Source organism: Pseudopedobacter beijingensis (genome assembly GCF_042678145.1).
GTDB lineage: Bacteria > Bacteroidota > Bacteroidia > Sphingobacteriales > Sphingobacteriaceae > Pseudopedobacter > Pseudopedobacter beijingensis.
In genome coordinates, this window is the sequence record NZ_JBHUDG010000003.1 from 408,492 (window position 1) to 425,608 (window position 17,117).

General features: G+C 40.0%; 17 protein-coding genes. 9 read left to right on the top strand and 8 right to left on the bottom strand.

The annotated features are described in order from the left end of the window. Nucleotides 1-17: 17 nt before the first annotated feature. From accC to ACFSAH_RS03460, 6 genes are all read right to left on the bottom strand, one after another. The gene (gene accC, locus ACFSAH_RS03435) at nt 18-1,358 is read right to left on the bottom strand and encodes an acetyl-CoA carboxylase biotin carboxylase subunit (RefSeq protein ID WP_379661295.1); all 1,341 of its coding nucleotides are present in this window, start codon (nt 1,356-1,358) and stop codon (nt 18-20) included. A gap of 78 nt (nt 1,359-1,436) precedes the next feature. Further along, nucleotides 1,437-1,925 carry an acetyl-CoA carboxylase biotin carboxyl carrier protein gene (accB, locus tag ACFSAH_RS03440; protein ID WP_379661296.1) on the bottom strand — a complete coding sequence of 163 codons (489 nt, stop codon included), beginning with the start codon at nt 1,923-1,925 and terminating at the stop codon, nt 1,437-1,439. A gap of 69 nt (nt 1,926-1,994) precedes the next feature. Beyond that, a complete protein-coding gene (locus tag ACFSAH_RS03445) occupies nt 1,995-2,996 on the bottom strand; it encodes a beta-ketoacyl-ACP synthase III (RefSeq protein ID WP_379661297.1) in 1,002 nt (333 codons plus the stop codon). Between the two features lie 12 nt (nt 2,997-3,008). Next, entirely contained in the window at nt 3,009-3,947 is a 939-nt protein-coding gene (gene plsX, locus ACFSAH_RS03450) for a phosphate acyltransferase PlsX (RefSeq protein WP_379661298.1), read from the bottom strand. 180 nt (nt 3,948-4,127) lie between these two features. Next, a complete protein-coding gene (gene rpmF / locus ACFSAH_RS03455) occupies nt 4,128-4,319 on the bottom strand; it encodes a 50S ribosomal protein L32 (protein WP_379661299.1) in 192 nt (63 codons plus the stop codon). A gap of 13 nt (nt 4,320-4,332) precedes the next feature. Beyond that, nucleotides 4,333-4,866 carry a YceD family protein gene (locus ACFSAH_RS03460; RefSeq protein ID WP_379661300.1) on the bottom strand — a complete coding sequence of 178 codons (534 nt, stop codon included), beginning with the start codon at nt 4,864-4,866 and terminating at the stop codon, nt 4,333-4,335. Between the two features lie 297 nt (nt 4,867-5,163). Between ACFSAH_RS03460 and ACFSAH_RS03465 the strand changes: the two genes are divergently transcribed. Together ACFSAH_RS03465 and ACFSAH_RS03470 are read left to right on the top strand one after the other, a co-directional pair. Beyond that, on the top strand, nt 5,164-6,423 hold the full coding sequence (locus ACFSAH_RS03465) for a DUF4886 domain-containing protein (RefSeq protein WP_379661301.1): 1,260 nt from the start codon (nt 5,164-5,166) through the stop codon (nt 6,421-6,423). Between the two features lie 8 nt (nt 6,424-6,431). Next, nucleotides 6,432-7,682, top strand: coding sequence for a DUF4886 domain-containing protein (locus ACFSAH_RS03470; RefSeq protein WP_379661302.1), 1,251 nt, complete (start codon nt 6,432-6,434; stop codon nt 7,680-7,682). A 243-nt stretch (nt 7,683-7,925) separates the two neighbouring features. On the opposite strand, the gene pdxA is transcribed toward ACFSAH_RS03470, so the two are convergent. Next, nucleotides 7,926-8,981 (bottom strand): 4-hydroxythreonine-4-phosphate dehydrogenase PdxA, encoded by a 1,056-nt coding sequence (gene pdxA / locus ACFSAH_RS03475; protein ID WP_379661303.1) that lies wholly within the window; start codon nt 8,979-8,981, stop codon nt 7,926-7,928. Between the two features lie 99 nt (nt 8,982-9,080). On the opposite strand from pdxA, the gene rsmA reads away from it, so the two are divergent. The 7 genes from rsmA (at nt 9,081) to ACFSAH_RS03510 (ending at nt 15,700) form a co-directional block, all read left to right on the top strand. After that, the gene (gene rsmA, locus ACFSAH_RS03480; RefSeq protein WP_379661304.1) at nt 9,081-9,869 is read left to right on the top strand and encodes a 16S rRNA (adenine(1518)-N(6)/adenine(1519)-N(6))-dimethyltransferase RsmA; all 789 of its coding nucleotides are present in this window, start codon (nt 9,081-9,083) and stop codon (nt 9,867-9,869) included. Between the two features lie 10 nt (nt 9,870-9,879). Further along, on the top strand, nt 9,880-10,806 hold the full coding sequence (locus tag ACFSAH_RS03485) for an NAD(P)-dependent oxidoreductase (protein WP_379661603.1): 927 nt from the start codon (nt 9,880-9,882) through the stop codon (nt 10,804-10,806). A 147-nt stretch (nt 10,807-10,953) separates the two neighbouring features. Beyond that, nucleotides 10,954-11,427, top strand: a complete 474-nt coding sequence (greA, locus tag ACFSAH_RS03490; protein WP_379661305.1) for a transcription elongation factor GreA — start codon at nt 10,954-10,956, stop codon at nt 11,425-11,427. A gap of 61 nt (nt 11,428-11,488) precedes the next feature. Then, complete coding sequence (locus tag ACFSAH_RS03495) at nt 11,489-11,893, top strand: HIT family protein (protein WP_379661306.1); 405 nt, start codon at nt 11,489-11,491, stop codon at nt 11,891-11,893. A 749-nt stretch (nt 11,894-12,642) separates the two neighbouring features. Further along, on the top strand, nt 12,643-13,779 hold the full coding sequence (locus ACFSAH_RS03500) for a COG1470 family protein (protein WP_379661307.1): 1,137 nt from the start codon (nt 12,643-12,645) through the stop codon (nt 13,777-13,779). Nucleotides 13,780-13,784: 5 nt separating this feature from the next. Beyond that, on the top strand, nt 13,785-14,738 hold the full coding sequence (locus tag ACFSAH_RS03505; protein ID WP_379661308.1) for an ABC transporter ATP-binding protein: 954 nt from the start codon (nt 13,785-13,787) through the stop codon (nt 14,736-14,738). After that, entirely contained in the window at nt 14,735-15,700 is a 966-nt protein-coding gene (locus ACFSAH_RS03510; protein WP_379661309.1) for an ABC transporter permease, read from the top strand. Before ACFSAH_RS03505 ends, ACFSAH_RS03510 begins: the two co-directional genes overlap by 4 nt. Before the next feature lie 463 nt (nt 15,701-16,163). Here ACFSAH_RS03510 and ACFSAH_RS03515 read toward each other — a convergent pair whose 3' ends face one another. Next, a complete protein-coding gene (locus ACFSAH_RS03515; protein WP_379661310.1) occupies nt 16,164-17,108 on the bottom strand; it encodes a hypothetical protein in 945 nt (314 codons plus the stop codon). Nucleotides 17,109-17,117 lie beyond the last annotated feature (9 nt).

Genomic DNA, 17,117 nt, shown 5'->3' on the forward strand with positions numbered 1-17,117 from the left:
TGAATTAGTTTATCAAATTATTCTGACAAATCGAAACTTTCCATAAACTTGGTTGTAAAATTCCCTGCTCTAAAGTTAGGATCTTTCATTAACCTTTGGTGGAAAGGAATGGTTGTTTTCACGCCCTCGATAACAAATTCGCTCAAAGCTCTCTCCATAGTGCAAATTGCTTCTTCTCTGGTTTGAGCCACACAAATCAATTTTGCGATCATCGAATCGTAATTCGGCGGAATGGTATAACCTGCATAAACATGCGTATCTACCCTTACACCATGTCCTCCCGGCGAGTGGAAATGCGTAATTCTACCTGGAGAAGGTCTAAAGTTATTAAACGGATCCTCGGCGTTAATACGACACTCTATAGCATGCATTTCTGGTGTGTAGGATTTTCCTGAGATAGGGATTCCTGCCGCAACCTTAATCTGTTCTTTAATCAAATCAAAATTGATAACCTCTTCTGTTACGGGGTGCTCTACCTGAATACGGGTATTCATTTCCATAAAATAGAAGTTACGGTGTTTGTCTACCAAAAACTCTATGGTTCCTGCACCTTCATAGCTAACGGCTAAAGCACCTTTTATAGCTGCATCTCCCATTTTCTGACGAAGTTCCTCGGTCATAAAAGGTGACGGTGCTTCCTCTACCAATTTTTGGTGACGACGTTGTATAGAACAATCTCTTTCTGATAAATGACAAGCCTTTCCGTACTGGTCACCAATCACCTGAATTTCTATATGTCGTGGGTCTTCAATGTATTTCTCCATGTAAAGGCCATCGTTACCGAAAGCTGCACCAGACTCCTGCCTTGCGCTATCCCATGCATTTTCAAAATCTTCATCTTTCCAAACCACACGCATCCCACGACCACCACCACCTGCGGTAGCCTTTAAGATAATTGGATAACCTATTTTATTGGCTAATTCTATACCTTCTTTTACACTGCTTAACAATCCTTCTGACCCTGGTATAGTAGGTACTCCTGCCTCTTTCATGGTTGATTTTGCAGAAGCTTTATCGCCCATGGCGTTAATTTGCTGGGCTGTGGCACCAATAAATTTAATACCGTATTCTTCGCAGATTGCCGAAAATTTAGCGTTTTCTGATAAGAAACCATATCCCGGATGGATAGCATCCGCATTGGTTACTTCTGCTGCCGAAATAATATTGGGTATATTTAAATAAGAGTCTTTACTTGCCGGCGGGCCTATACACACCGCTTCGTCTGCAAACCTTACGTGTAAGCTATCTCTATCTGCTGTAGAATAAACCGCAACAGTTTTAATTCCCATTTCCTTGCAGGTACGTATAATACGCAATGCAATTTCACCACGGTTTGCAATTAATATTTTTTTAAACATAATTTCAATTTGCGATATATAAAAAGCCAATTTGTCAATTGATAATATTGACAAATCAACAAATTGGCAAATCGACGATTACATTGGTTCTACCAGGAACAGAGGTTGGTCAAACTCTACTGGCTGTGCGTTATCTACTAAAACTTTCACGATTTTACCTGATACTTCAGACTCAATTTCATTGAAAAGCTTCATAGCTTCTACTATACACAACACTTTACCCGGTGCAATTTCATCACCAACATTCACAAATGATGGTTTTTCTGGATTGGCAGAACGGTAAAACGTACCAATCATTGGCGATTTAATCGTAATCAGATTACTGTTTTCTGCCGCCACTGGAGCATTTGATGCCGCCGCTGGCGCTGCTGCAGGAATTACCGGTGCCGCAGCTACTGGTACTGCCGGAACTGTTGCCTGCACTACTTGTGGTGCTGCTATTACAGTTGGCTCCTGATTTGTCTTTATAGTTATTTTAAAATCTTGTTCTTCGATCGAGACTTCATTCACTCCTGATTTAGACACAAACTTAATCAGGTCTTGAATTTGCTTAATATCCATTCCCATGGGTTCAGGTTTTTAATATTTATATGTAAATTAAAAAAAAGCTAATATAGTAATAATATCTAAAAGCGATTAAATTTTAGGGTCGTAAGCCCATTTCAGGTAAGCTGCACCCCATGTAAAACCGCCTCCAAAAGCAGCTAAAATAAGGTTATCTCCCTTTCTCAGTTTACTTTCCCAATCCCACAAACACAAAGGAATAGTACCGTTGGTTGTATTGCCGTACTTTTCTATATTGATGGCCACTTTCTCTGGACCTATGCCCATTCTGCTAGCTGTAGCATCAATAATCCTTTTATTTGCCTGATGCGGAATTAACCATTTAATATCTTCGGCTGTAAGGTTATTTTTCTCCATAATCTCTGCCGCTACGTTTGCCATGTTGGTTACTGCAAACTTAAAAACGGTAGGACCTTCCTGAAATGCATAATGCAGTTTTTCGTCTACTGTTGCATGGGTTGCAGGGTGTAAAGACCCTCCTCCTCTTATATTCAGGTAGTCTTTGCCTCCACCATCACTTTTTAGAATGGCATCCTGTAATCCAAGTCCTTCCTCATTAGGTTCCAACAGTGCGCAACCACATCCATCTCCAAACAAAATACAGGTTGCTCTGTCTTCGTAGTTGATTACTCTTGACATCGCATCACCACCTACAACCAAAACTTTCTTATGGTGGCCAGATTCTATAAACTGTGCTCCGGTGGTTAAACCAAAAATAAAACCAGAACACGCAGCCTGCAAATCGTATCCCCAGGCATTATCTGCACCAATTTTACTGGCCAGAATATTTGCCGTTGCCGGAAAAAGCATATCCGGAGTAGAAGTACAAAAAATAATCAGATCAATTTCTTTGGCAGATATGCCCCTTTTCTCCAGCAATCCCTGTACCGCAGGTACTGCTAAATCAGAAGTTGCCAGAGATGAATCTTTTAATATTCTTCTCTCTTTGATACCTGTACGTGAAGTAATCCACTCATCATTGGTATCTACCATAGTCTCCAATTCCTGGTTAGTCAGCACATAATCCGGGACATAACCATTTACTGCTGTGATGGCAGCATGAATCTTATCCATAAATTTCTTCTATTAATTAAAAGCAGCTTTAAATTTCTCTATAAGCCTTGTTTCAATCATATCTTTTGACATCATCACCATATTTCTAATTGCTTTTGGAGATGATATACCATGCCCTATGATAACTGGTGCATTAACCCCTAATACCGGGCTTCCACCAATCTCTTCATAGTTCAGACGATCGAAAAACTCGTCTTTAAACCCTTTCTTACGGGTAATCACATAGAATGATTCTGCCAGTTTAAGCATAACGTTTCCCGTGAAACCGTCGCAAACTATTACATCTGCGGTATTATTAAAAAGGTCTCTACCTTCTATATTTCCAATAAAGTTGAGTAAAGGGGTTTCTTTCATCATGGAATAAGCGGCCTGAGACAGCATATTTCCTTTCTCTTCTTCTTCCCCAATATTCATTAAACCTACTTTTCCATGTTTAATACCGTAAATATGCTCAATGTACAAGCTACCTAATATACCAAACTGCAACAGGTTATCTGGTTTACAATCTGCATTTGCGCCCACATCCAAAAGAATGCTATGCCCGCCTGCAATTTGCGGAGCTATAGAAGCTATAGCTGGTCTTACCACTCCGGGAATGGTTTTAACGCTAAACATAGACCCTACCAACATAGCACCGGTATTACCAGCAGAAGCAAATGAATCTATTTTTCCTTCTTTTAACAGTTGGAATCCTACAGATATACTTGCGTTTGGTTTCTGGGTAATCGCTTTGGTGGGATGTTCTCCCATACCAATAACCTCAGTAGTATGTATGTATTCGAAATGGTCTGAGTTGAAATTCTGTTCTTGTAGTATAGGGAGGATAAGATCTTTATTTCCTATAAGAACCAGGTTTTGGTCGTTTTTTAGATGGGATTGAGCTTCAATTGCACCAAGGACCGTAGCCTTAGGAGCAAAGTCGCCACCCATAATATCTAAGCCAATTTTCATCAAGTGATTTGTTTTTTCGTTAAATGTTTGCTTTTAATGCGCTTAAAATTGACAAACAATTTATTCGTGATTAAAGAACCCATGCGACAGTTCACATGGGTCCTATTTATATCAATGCTTTTAAAAGACAAAAGAAAACCTGTTTTTACAACAGTTTTTCCAGCTTAGAAAAAACTAAACTTATGCTATAGCTGTATTTTCGATAATAAGTTTTCCTTTGTAATAAAGGTTACCATCTACATTGTATGCTCTGTGCGGTAAGTGAACTGCTCCAGTCTCTTTACAAACCCATAACGAAGGCGCCTCAGCCTTATAGTGAGTTCTTCTTTTATCTCTTCTAGCTTTTGAAGTTTTGCGCTTTGGATGTGCCATTTTTTCCTATTTTTTAATTATTTTTTATATTCTTTAATGCGTCCCAACGTGGGTCTATTTTTTCTTCCTCGCTCTCGTCTACCGAAAGTTCTTTCAGCCTGGCTATCATTTCTTCGTCACACACAGATGTATTACCCGGAGCATCACATAAGTTGATATAAGGCAAAGCCAACGTAATCATCTCATATATAAACTCAGAAACATCTATTTCGGTATCGTTCTTAGACAGAACAACCACCTCCTCTGTATCGTCTTCCAAATCCTTATCTTCAGAGAATTTGGCTATAAGCCTGTCTTTTGACGCAATATGCTGCGGATATTCAGACAAACAACGATCGCAAGTAAGGATAACCTTCCCTTCTATCTCAAAATCAAGTACCATCATTGTTTCCTGTTTATCTAAAACAAGAGCTACTTTAACAGTCCCATCCTTAACAATAGAATACTCAAACTCATTAAAAAACTCCCGGTTAACATCAAAACTAAAGTGATGCTTGCCTAGCTTTAAACCTGTATGAGGTACCGAATATTGTTTTAACGATTTCAAAGTCCGACAATTAAGCCTGCAAATTTAGAAAAAATAATTAAGGTATAAAGTTTTTTTAAAAAAGTATTGCATATATGGTGGATAAAATAAGTAATCAGACCCAATACCTGTTCCTAATTACAGCATGTTACTATCTCTTAACTGGTTTCAGAAACCATTAATAAAGTCAAAAACCTTGTATAAGTTAGGTAGCTGCATATTTAAAACAAATGGGTTTTCAGGCCTTAGATAGTACTTTCTATATTTCGCCTTGTCTCTTTCATTAAAAACCCAAAATCCTTTTTAACCTTTTACAGTATGCAAGTACCTAAACTATTCACCACTTTATTGGCCATCATGGCAATATTATCATGTTCCAATAAAGAGACCGATCCACCTGCAGGCAACAAAGACAATAACGTTAAACCTCCTGTGTCTGTCTTTCAAATTTCACTTAACAAATACAAGACCACTCTTTTCAAAGGCAAGAGCACCAATCTTATTCCCTACATTTTTCCGGAAGTAGCCGAAAATAAGAGAATCAGCTGGAAAAGTAGTGATCAAAATATTGCAACAGTTGATGAGACCGGTAAAGTCACTGCAATTGCCGCAGGAGAAGCTACCATTACTGCCACCTCAGAAGATCAAAATAAAACAGCCACCTGCCATGTTGTAGTTACAGATACATACAATATTCTCTTTATCGGAAATAGCTTTACCCAGGATGCCATAGAAAACCATTTTCTTTCATTCATTAACACCACAGGCTTAAAGGAGAAGATAAACATCCATTGGATGCACCTTGGCGGCAGAACCATGGCTCAACATAGCGCAGCATATATAATGGGGAGTGCAGATTATTATTATAACATTCCCAATTACAGCACGTTAAAATGGACCAATAAAGGATTAACCCCTCTGCCACAAACCGCTAAATTGTGTGAATGGAATTTGGTTACCATTCAGGAACACACCGGCAATAAAGATGCCTGGGAATGGGACAAATATCATAAAGACATTATAGAGAGCCTCATCAAAAACATCACAAACGACCAAAAAGGAGCCCCTGCATTTATGTATGTTATGGCTGTAGCCTACGGCGATCCGGCATTTCCCGATATCCAGTCTTACTCCAGCAAACAAACTGTGCTGCAAAACAACTTCGGATCTAATCAGCTATTAATGTATAATACCATTGTTAACCGGGCTAAAAAAGTAATAGCAGAAACTTCCGTTGATGGAGTCATTGCGACCGGGACAATGTTGCAAAACCTGCGCACCACCTCTGTCAACAACAAAACCTCTGCTCTCCTTCCTCGCGCTGATCTTACCCGGGATAGCTACCACATGGACAAGGGTATCTCCCGATATGGAGCTGCCTGTACATTTTTCGAGAGCATTTTTACACCCGTATTTAATATAAAAGTCCCCGTGTCCTACACAGATCCGGATCAATCAGTAAGCATAACTGTAGACTACAGAACCCCTGTTACCACAGAAAATGCAGCTATTGCTCTTAAAGCAGCCCGAAACGCCATTGAGAGGCCATTTGAAATAACAGACATGTCAGGTCTTTAATTAAAAACATGAAAACATTAAGATATATATTAACAGTTTTTGCATTTGCAGCCATAGTTGCTTGCGGAAAATCTCCGGACGCAGAACCATCCGGACAAAACGATGATAACAATACTTCTCCACCAGTTTTAGTGTCGGAGATCACCCTCAATCAAAAGGAGGCTACCTTATTTAAAGAAGGAACAATTTCTTTAACTGCAACCATTGCTCCTGAAAATGCCGACAACAAAGAAATTTATTGGAACAGCAGCGCTCCAAATATTGCTTCCGTTAACAACAAAGGCGAGGTAACAGCACACAGCGAAGGCGAAACTATCATAACGGCATTAACTGCCGACCAAAGTAAATACGCTACCTGTAAAATTACGGTCAGAGGACTTTACAGTATCCTTTTCATCGGTAACAGCTATACTCAGGAAGGAATAGAAACACATTTTCTGAACCTACTTCATCAGACCGATGTCCGCAATAAAGTCAGAATTACCTGGATGCACAAGTTTGGTTTAACCATTAAAGGGCACAACACTACTTATGCTACAGACAAATCTTATAACCGTCACCGATATGCCCCGGGTTCGTCAGACTGGACAAGAGATAATGGCGAAGCCTGTTTACAGGACGTATTAAAAGGCACCGAATTTGATCTGATCGTGCTACAGGAAAACCCGGTTAGTCAGGAGGGTTGGGAGTGGAATAGCACCAGAAAAAGTGAAGTTGAAGAGCTGATAAATAAAATAAAATCCGATCAGAAAGGACAACCTAAGTTTGCCTGTATTATGGGGCAGGCCTATGCAGACCCTAATAAAGTTCCGGCAGGATATAATACTAATGCAAAAAATATACTGACCAATAGTTTCGGAGGCAAACAGATAAATATGTATCATGCCATTATTGGGCATACACAGGGAATGATTGCGGCCATACCTTTTGAATTTGTAATTCCCTGGGGTACCACACTTCAAAACCTGCGCACCTCATCCCTAAACTCCACTCATAAAATGGATATGACAACAAATGGTGTGTTTGCCGATTTAGGAGTAGGTCGTTATGCAGCAGCCTGTACGGTATTTGAAAGTATTTTCACTCCTGTTTTTGGTATTAACCTTGACGGGGTTACCTACACCGACAATACATCACTCAGTCAAGATACCGGAAACAGCAAATACAAAACCGCTATCACCAGCCAAAGTGCTGCCATTGGATTAAACGCTGCCCGATTAGCCATTAAAAAACCTTATGAAATTAGTGTTATAGATTAAGATGGATGTTGAGTTAACGATGAATGATGAACTGGAGGATGTTGAACTGTGAACTTTTTAACTATGAACTTGGGTTATTGTCCATGGACCATAGACCATCGTCTATTAACCTCCCTGCCTCCACCTTCGGGAGTCTGTAAGGGTGTAGAAGGTAAATAAACAACGTTGCGAGCCGAGATTGCTTCTCTGGCTCGCAATGTCCATATTTTTTAGCCGTTCAGAGACTCTTTGGGTTTCCAGAAATCAATCTCTGTCTTTACTTATTTTAGAGAATGGCAGGTGATTTTCCTGCAACTCTTCCTGCTCTCTTCTTTGTCTTACAATATGCAAGGCCATAAACAGTGCCGTTCTGAAAGAAGTTGGCGAAGCCATATTTTTACCTGCTATATCATAACCCGTGCCATGGTCTGGCGACGTTCTTACCACATTTAAACCAGCAGTATAATTTACCCCGTAATTAAAACTCAAGGATTTAAAGGGAATTAATCCCTGATCGTGGTACATAGCCAGTACAGCATCAAACTTACTGTAGGCCTGCTTACCAAAAAAACCATCTGCCGGAAAAGGGCCAAATGCAAATATCCCCTCATTAAAAGCCTCTTCTATGGCCGGCGATATAATCTCCTGCTCTTCTGTACCTAAAAGCCCGTTATCTCCCGCATGCGGATTAAGCCCCAAAACAGCAATCTTTGGTTTCTCTACCCAAAAATCCTTTCTTAACGATTGGTCCATCAGCCTCAGCTTAGAAACAATAGCCTCTTTGCTTATTCCCTTTACAATATCTTTTACCTGAACGTGTCCCGTTACCACTCCCACCTTCAGGTCCTCGCCCATCAGAAACATCAAAGAATCGCCTCCCTTCGCTTTCTCCTGAATATATTCCGTGTGTCCCGGAAACTTAAACTCATCACTTTGTATATTATGCTTATTAATGGGTGCAGTTACCAAAGCATCTATTTTGCCCGCAACCAAGTCCTCGGTAGCACGCTGCAAAGAAAGCAATGCATATTTACCTCCCGTTGGGTTAGATTCTCCCAATTCAATCTTCACATCCTCTTCCCAGCAATTAATCATGTTAGGCTTTCCCTGATGTGCATGTTCCGCATCCGAAACCACCTGAAAACTGAACTCTTGTATCCCGGCCGCCTTTCTATGAAAAGAAGCTACCTTAGTATGCCCATATACTACAGGAGTACAGTATTTATAAACATCCGGATCACTCAATGTTTTGATAATAACCTCTAATCCAATCCCGTTTATATCACCAATAGAGATACCTACTTTTAAGTTCTTACTCATAGATTTTCAACTTATTTTTTGCAAATTAAAGATTTTGCTCCGAATGTTCGCTCATTCCTTGGCAATCTTTACTTAAATTTGCATGCAATTTAGATAATAATGAGTTTAGTAAAAGCGAAAAAACATCTAGGACAACACTTTTTGACAGATAAAAACATTGCTCAGAAAATTGTAAACTCGCTTGTACATACCGATAAATACAAAAAAGTACTGGAAGTAGGTCCCGGAATGGGTGTCCTGTCCGACTTTTTATTGCAAAAGCAGGAGTTTGAAACCTATCTGATAGATATTGACACCGAATCTTTCGAGTTTCTGCACAAGCAGTACCCTACTTTGGGCGACCGATTGATTAATGCCGATTTTCTTGCCCTGAATTTCAAGGATATCTTCCTGGAACCTTTCGCCATCATCGGTAATTTCCCGTACAATATCAGTTCGCAAATTCTCTTCAAAATTCTCGAGAACAGAAATCAGGTTCCGGAAGTTGTAGGAATGTTCCAGAAAGAAGTTGCCGAAAGGTGCGTGGCCAAAGCAAGCAGTAAAGAATACGGTATATTAAGCGTGTTTTTACAGGCCTATTACAAATGCGAGTACCTGTTTACCGTAAAAGCAGGAGTCTTTAACCCACCTCCAAAAGTACTTTCTGCAGTAATCAGGCTGTCGCGGAACCAAACCCCTAGTTTAGATTGTGACGAGAAGCTTTTCTGGCAAGTGGTAAAAGCCGGCTTCAACCAAAGAAGAAAAACATTGGGTAACGCACTGTCCGGAGTAATCAAAAAAGAAAAACAGGGCGATGATGCCGTTTGGGCATTACGGGCAGAACGACTTACCGTAAAAGATTTCGTGGATTTAACCAATCTTATTCACGAAAGAAACAGTCAGGAATAACCATGAGATGATGAAAAAATTATTAATTATAGATGATCTGGAACAAACCTTCCAGACCGAGGCCGAGAAATTAGGATACCAGGTAAATTACCAACCCCAAATAACCAAAGCAGAAGCATTGGAAATCTTACATGAATACGATGGTGTTGCCGTAAGATCTAAATTTAATTTTGACAAAGAAGTTATTGATAAAGGTCCCAACCTTAAGTTTATTGCCCGCGCCGGTGCCGGAATGGACAATATTGACGAGGCCTATGCTGCCGAAAAAAACATTGCACTAATCAATGCTCCCGAAGGAAACCGCGATGCCGTTGCAGAACATGCCATGGGAATGCTGTTAAACCTTATGAACAACCTGAGACAGGCAGATATGCAGGTGAGAAATGGTGTTTGGGACAGAGAAGGCAACAGAGGTTACGAGCTAATGGGGAAAACAGTAGCCATTATTGGTTACGGAAATAACGGTGGTGCCTTTGCCAGAAGACTAAAAGGATTTGGTGTGCAGGTCATTGCTTACGACAAATACAAAACCGGATTTTCTGACGATTACGTTAGAGAGGTAAGTATGGAAGAAGTTGTTAAACATGCCGATGTAGTCAGCTTACATATCCCGCTGACACGTGAAACCAGACAAATGGTAAACGACGAATATTTAAGACATTTTAAAAAACCAATATTCTTTATCAGTCTGGCCAGAGGCGAAATTACCAATACCCAGGCCATACTCAATGCCATAAAAAGCGGCCAGATCTTAGGTGCCGGATTGGATGTACTAGAAGTAGAAAAGTTCCCTAAACTGGGCGAACAGAGCTGGTATCAGGACCTGAGCCAGGAGCCTAAAGTATTACTAAGCCCGCATGTTGGCGGCTGGACATTTGACTCGTACCGCAAAATATCTGAAGTACTTGCACTCAAATTGAAAAATTTGGATTTTTAAAAACAAAAATATTATCTTCGTACAAATCGGGCAAGACTATAACTCTTAAGAGAAGAATGTTATAGTCTTGCTTCTTTTTTATAGCCTACTGAAGGCCCTAAATTAATGAGTAAATAATTTCAGTAACAGAATTAATAAATAAAAATCATGACTGAGGTAGCATACTTTACCAAAGAAGGTTTAGAAAACTTAAAACAAGAAGTACAGTATTTAAAGACTGAAGGAAGATCAAAAATTGCACAAGCTATTGCCGAAGCAAGAGATAAAGGAGACTTGTCTGAAAATGCCGAGTACGATGCTGCAAAAGAAGCCCAAGGTCTGCATGAAGCAAAAATTGCAAAGCTGGAAAACACATTGGCTAATGCCCGTTTAATTGACGAATCTAAGATAGATACCTCTAAAGTATTGGCACTTTCTATAGTAAAAATCAAAAACGTAAAGAACGGAGCTACCATGACTTACCAGTTGGTTGCCGAAAATGAAGCCGATTTAAAAGCAGGAAAAATCTCAGTTAAATCTCCAATTGCCCAAGGTTTATTAGGTAAATCTGTAGGCGATAAAGCAGAGATAACGGTACCTGCCGGTAAAATGGAATTTGAAATTATGGATATCAGCAGATAGTAGGGGAAACTAAAAGCATTCCTTCAAAACTTAAAGCCACAATTATACTAAAGAACTAAAAATGGCAAGCATATTCACCAAAATAGTAAACGGAGAAATTCCGGCGCACAAGGTAGCCGAAACAACAGAGTTTCTGGCTTTTCTGGACATCAGCCCACTTAGAGAAGGTCACGTTCTGGTTATCCCTAAAAAAGAGGTAGACTATATCTTCGATATCGAAGACGAACTATACGTAAGTATGATGATTTTTGCCAAAATTGTAGCGGCAGGTATCAAAAAGGCAATCCCCTGTAACCGCATTGGTGTTGCAGTAGTAGGTTTAGAAGTTCCACACGCCCATATCCACCTTATCCCTATTGATAAAATCTCCGATATGGACTTTGGAAAGAAAAAACTTAGCCCAACCCAGGAAGAATTAAGCGCTACCGCTCTAAAAATACTGGAAGCACTAAGAGAAGAAGTTTAACCATATAAAAGAGGCGATTGAAATTATTTCAATCGCCTCTTTTGATCCATAGCTTTCCAACCCTCATTCATAGTTCATCATTAAACATTGAGCATTAAAAATTCAACATTATTTAGTCCATGGTCAATAGACGATAGTCCATAGTTCATCAACTTATTTTATCAAAAATTCAACATGGAAGAACATGTAGAAGATTGCTTCAATCCGTTGGTTATAACGCTCCTATCTCTGTCATTGCGAGCCAGAGAAGCAATCTCATTATCAACAACTTGCATCAACACCAGCATACTAATGAAATGACACCTAACCCAGACTATTGACCATGGTCTAGGGTCTAGGGTCCATGGTCAATAGACGATAGTCCATAGTTCATCAACTTATTTTATCAAAAATTCAACATGGAAGAACATGTAGAAGATTGCTTCAATCCGTTGGTTACAACGCTCCTATCTCAGTCATTGCGAGCCAGAGAAGCAATCTCATTATCAACAACTTGCATCAACACCAGCATACTAATGAAATGACACCTAACCCAGACTATTGACCATGGTCTAGGGTCTAGGGTCAATAGACAATAGTCCATAGCTGTATAATTCATCATTGAGCATTAAAAACTCAACATTCTATAGTTCATTCCCTTAGTCTAAAGTAATTTGCAAAAAAATGTTAAATTTTTTGTTTTGTTTTAGCTCCTCTATAAATTCGGTGTAGAAACACTAAATTATTATTTAAACCATATTAAAAGATTTATGTCAAGCAGAGGAAATAAACTCCGGTTAATTTTTCTGGGCATTATTTTGATGGTTTTCACCAAATTAAACGCCCAGAATGTACAACTTTACACTACTTATCCAAAAATTGCAGTATCGCCAGGAGAGGTAGTCGATTACAACATCGAATTAATTAACAACAGCAATGCTGTAAAGACCAGCGATATCTCTATATCCTCGCTTCCTAAAGGCTGGCATTACGAACTTAAGTCTGGAAATTACGTAATAGACCGACTCTCCGTTCTTCCGAAAGACCGAAAGCCCCTCAACCTCAAGCTCTTTATTCCGGGCATACAAAACAAAGGATCGTACACCTTTTATGTATCTGCCGGCGAAGCAAAATTACCGCTTACAATAAAGATAACTGAAGAAGGCGTTTCAAGCTCAGAATTAACCTCTTCTCAAACCAATATGGAGGGAGCAGCAAACTCAACCTTCACCTACAACGCTACCCTCTTCAACAGATCGTCAGACAATCAGGTTTATGCATTATCGGCAAATATAGCTCCTGGATGGGGAATTGTATTTAAATCAGAAGGCAAACAGGTAAGCTCCGTAAATATCGAGCCCAACCAGCGTAAAGACATCATTGTGGAGATAAACGCTCCTGAAGGAGTAAAAAAAGGAAACTACAAAATACCTGTCAGAGCTACCAATGGCAACAATCAGTCAGAAATTGTTTTTGAAGTTGTAGTCACCGGGTCTTATAAACTAGAACTCACCACTCCGTCAGGAGCCCTCAGCACTACAGCCACAAGCGGATCGGTAAAGAAGGTACAATTATCAGTAAAAAACACAGGAGCATCAGACCTCAGCCAAATCAACCTCTCGTCAGAAGCCCCTTCAAACTGGGAAGTCATATTTGAACCGACAAGAATTACTACGCTAAAAGCAGGCGAGTCCGCTACGGTAAATATGAATATAAAACCAACATCTAATGCCATAGCAGGCGATTATGTTGTAACGGCCTCTGTCAGGTCATCGGAAACAAGCGGTCAGGCTCAGTTCAGAATCACCGTAGAAACTTCTATCCTTAAAGGATGGTTTGGAATTACTTTAATTGCCCTGGCTATCGGTGTTGTCTATTACCTGATTCGTAAATATGGAAGGAGATAATAAGTGTGGATACTTCTATTATTTCAATCAAAGGACTTAGAAAAGTATATCATAACCATGTAGCTGTAAATCAGCTGGATTTAGATATACAAAGAGGAGAAATATTTGGTTTACTGGGTCCAAACGGCGCTGGAAAATCGACCACTATTCTCATGATGCTGGGCTTAACAGAACCTACAGCGGGCTCTGTACGGGTAGACGGTATAAATCCGCAGACACACCCCGTTGAAGTCAAGAAGGTAGTAGGTTATTTACCCGATAACATCGGCTTTTACGAGCAAAGAAGCGGACTGGATAATCTTGTGCTGGTTGCCGAGCTTAATGGATACACCTATAACGAAGCTTTGGACAATGCCCAAAACCTGCTCACCACCGTTGGATTAAAAGAAGTCGGTAACAAAAAAGTATCGACCTATTCACGTGGAATGAAGCAACGCCTGGGCCTGGCAGACACGCTCATTAAAAAACCCAGAATAATTATTCTGGACGAGCCTACACTTGGGCTGGACCCTACCGGTGTTAAAGAATTTTTATCGCTCATACAAAACCTTAGTAAAAAAGAAAACCTTACTGTTTTACTTTCTTCCCATCATTTGCATCAGGTACAGGAAGTTTGCAACCGGGTAGGCATTTTTGTAAAAGGAGACTTAATAGCCAAAGGAGAAGTAACCGACCTGGCCCGGCAACTTTTCGGAGACAGCAGTTCAACAACATTATTGGATACTGGCCTGAATAACATCGATGAAATCGCCACCATACAAACTAAGCTAAAAAATATAAAAGGCATAGACCGTACCGAAATGAGCGGAAAACAAATTGTTATTCATCATTCCTTTAAATCCAATACCCCTTTAATAAAAATACTGGCAGAACAGGAAATTCCAACCATGCAGTTGCTGCAAAAGGGGTATGGCCTTGATGATATTTATTCGTATTATTTTGAAGAAAATAAGTTATGAAAAAAGCTAATTTCAATTTTAGATCTTTCAAAATACTCATCCGGAAAGAAATATCGGATTATATAAAAAGCTGGAAATTCATTATCCTGTTAGCCATTGTGCTACTTACTTGTATAGCATCCCTATACAATTCATTGTCCGTTTTAAGAAAAAACGTACCGACACCTAATGATCCGGATTCTATATTTTTCTTTTTAAAAATATTCACCACTTCAGATGGTACTTTACCACCGTTTCATGTGTTTATAGGTTTTTTAGGTCCTCTTCTAGGTATATGCTTAGGCTTTGATGCCGTAAATTCCGAGTTTAATAACCGAACCATCAGCAGGATTTTATCGCAACCCATTCACCGGGATAGTTTCTTGAACGCGAAGTTTACAGGAGCAATAGTAATAATAGCCTGTTTATTCAGCACCTTATTTTTACTTACCACCGGCATCGCCATTATCTGGACCGGCTTGTCCCCCAGCTTACAAGAATGCGGCAGACTGCTCTTGTTTTTACTGCTGAATATGATCTATGTCGGATTCTGGCTTAATCTTTCCATTCTTTTTTCGGTGTTATGGAAATCCCCGGCAACATCTGCTCTTATAGGCATTGCTATATGGTTATTTTTCACTGTATTTTATCCGCTAATTGTAAACGTAATTGCCCAGCGTATGATGCCGGATCCCTATTCCTCTTATCAGGCAATTAAAAGCTATCAGGATTTTATACTCACTATAACACGCTTTGCACCAAATCAGCTATTTGATGACGGTACAAATATATTACTCATGCCTTCTATACGCAGCCTTGGCCCCTTAAGTATGGAACAGGTTCAGGGAGCAATTCCATCTCCCCTACCTATATGGGAAAGCGTAAAAATTGTCTGGAGCCAGCTAACAGGCCTGTTAGCCTCCACTATCATTTGTTTTGCTTTGTCTTATTTTAGTTTTATGCGTAAAGAAATAAGAGCGTAATTAAATGGTCCATGGTCAATAGACAATAGTCCATAGTTCGTCAACTTATTTTATCAAAAATTCAACATGCAAGAACCTGTATGAGATTGCTTCAATCCGGTCGTCATGCCCCTCCTATTTCAGTCATTGCGATCCAGAGAAGCAATCTCATTATCAACAGCTTGTATCAAGCACCATCATACTAATGAAATGACACCGAACCCAGATCATGGTCCATGGTCAATAGACAATAGTCCATAGTTCATCAACTTATTTTATCAAAAATTCAACATGGAAGAACCTGTATGAGATTGCTTCAATCCGTTGGTTATAACGCTCCTATCTTAGTCATTGCGAGCCAGCGAAGCAATCTCATTATCAACAACTTAAATCAAGAACCATCATACTAATGAAATGACACCGAACCCAGACCATGGACCATGGTCAATAGACGATAGCCCATAATCCAACCTTTTCCCATTCATCATTTCCCCCACTTGATTTTCATATCCGTGTTTTGTTCCATAAAGGTCTTCATCGCAGCAACAAATGCCTGCGCCATTTCTTCATGTTTGTTTTTTCTGATATCAACACTCATCTCTACCTGCCAGCCAATCACCTCAGGATATCTCTTTGAAGTATAGGTAGGTGTGTTGTACACCGTGGCTGCTGCAAAGTAGGGGTCTTCTCTCAAAGGGGCCTTATCCTGCATGCTGGGTACGGTAGCCATGCCTGCATTGGACAACAGGCTACCGAACGAGTTTTTACCTGTAAGCATATCGTTAATAGTGACTCCTTTTTTCCAGTTCCCCGTAAAAAAGTTACGGAGACTGGACTCTTCTTCTATGCCTTTTTCTGCTTGCCCTTCTTGCAGGGCTATCAGCGTATTCTTGCTCAGGCTGTATCCCAGTTCTACTTTCTGCTTTTGATGCGGGTGACCATGAAAATCGGTATAGATGGCTCTTTTGTGCAATTTAACGGCTTCTTTAAGCGCCCGGTCTATATAGGTATGGAAACTGCTCCAGGCCTCGTTCATATACGGGTTTCCACAGGTGGCTTTCTCCATCTCCCTGTTCATATCCAGGTGCTGGCGCGACAAATGACAGATCACCACATAAGGGCGTACCTGGTATTTTTTCTCAAAGGCCTGCTGTACGGCCCGGGCAATTTCTATGGTGCCGTAATCGTAATGCCGGTTATGCCCTTTACAGGTATTGAACGGAATGCTGTCTATCTTTAAGCTCCCTCCATGCGACACACTGATTACCAGAGGGATATTTCCGGGAATGTATTCTATCCACTTATTTTTATCAAATTCTGTGGGCTTTGGTTTTTCAAGAGCGCCTTTGTGCTTAACCTGTGCTCCTGCGGTTATACCGGTTAACAGCAGGAGAAACAATAGGGTTGCTGAAATCTTCTTTCTTTTCATGCTATCTGT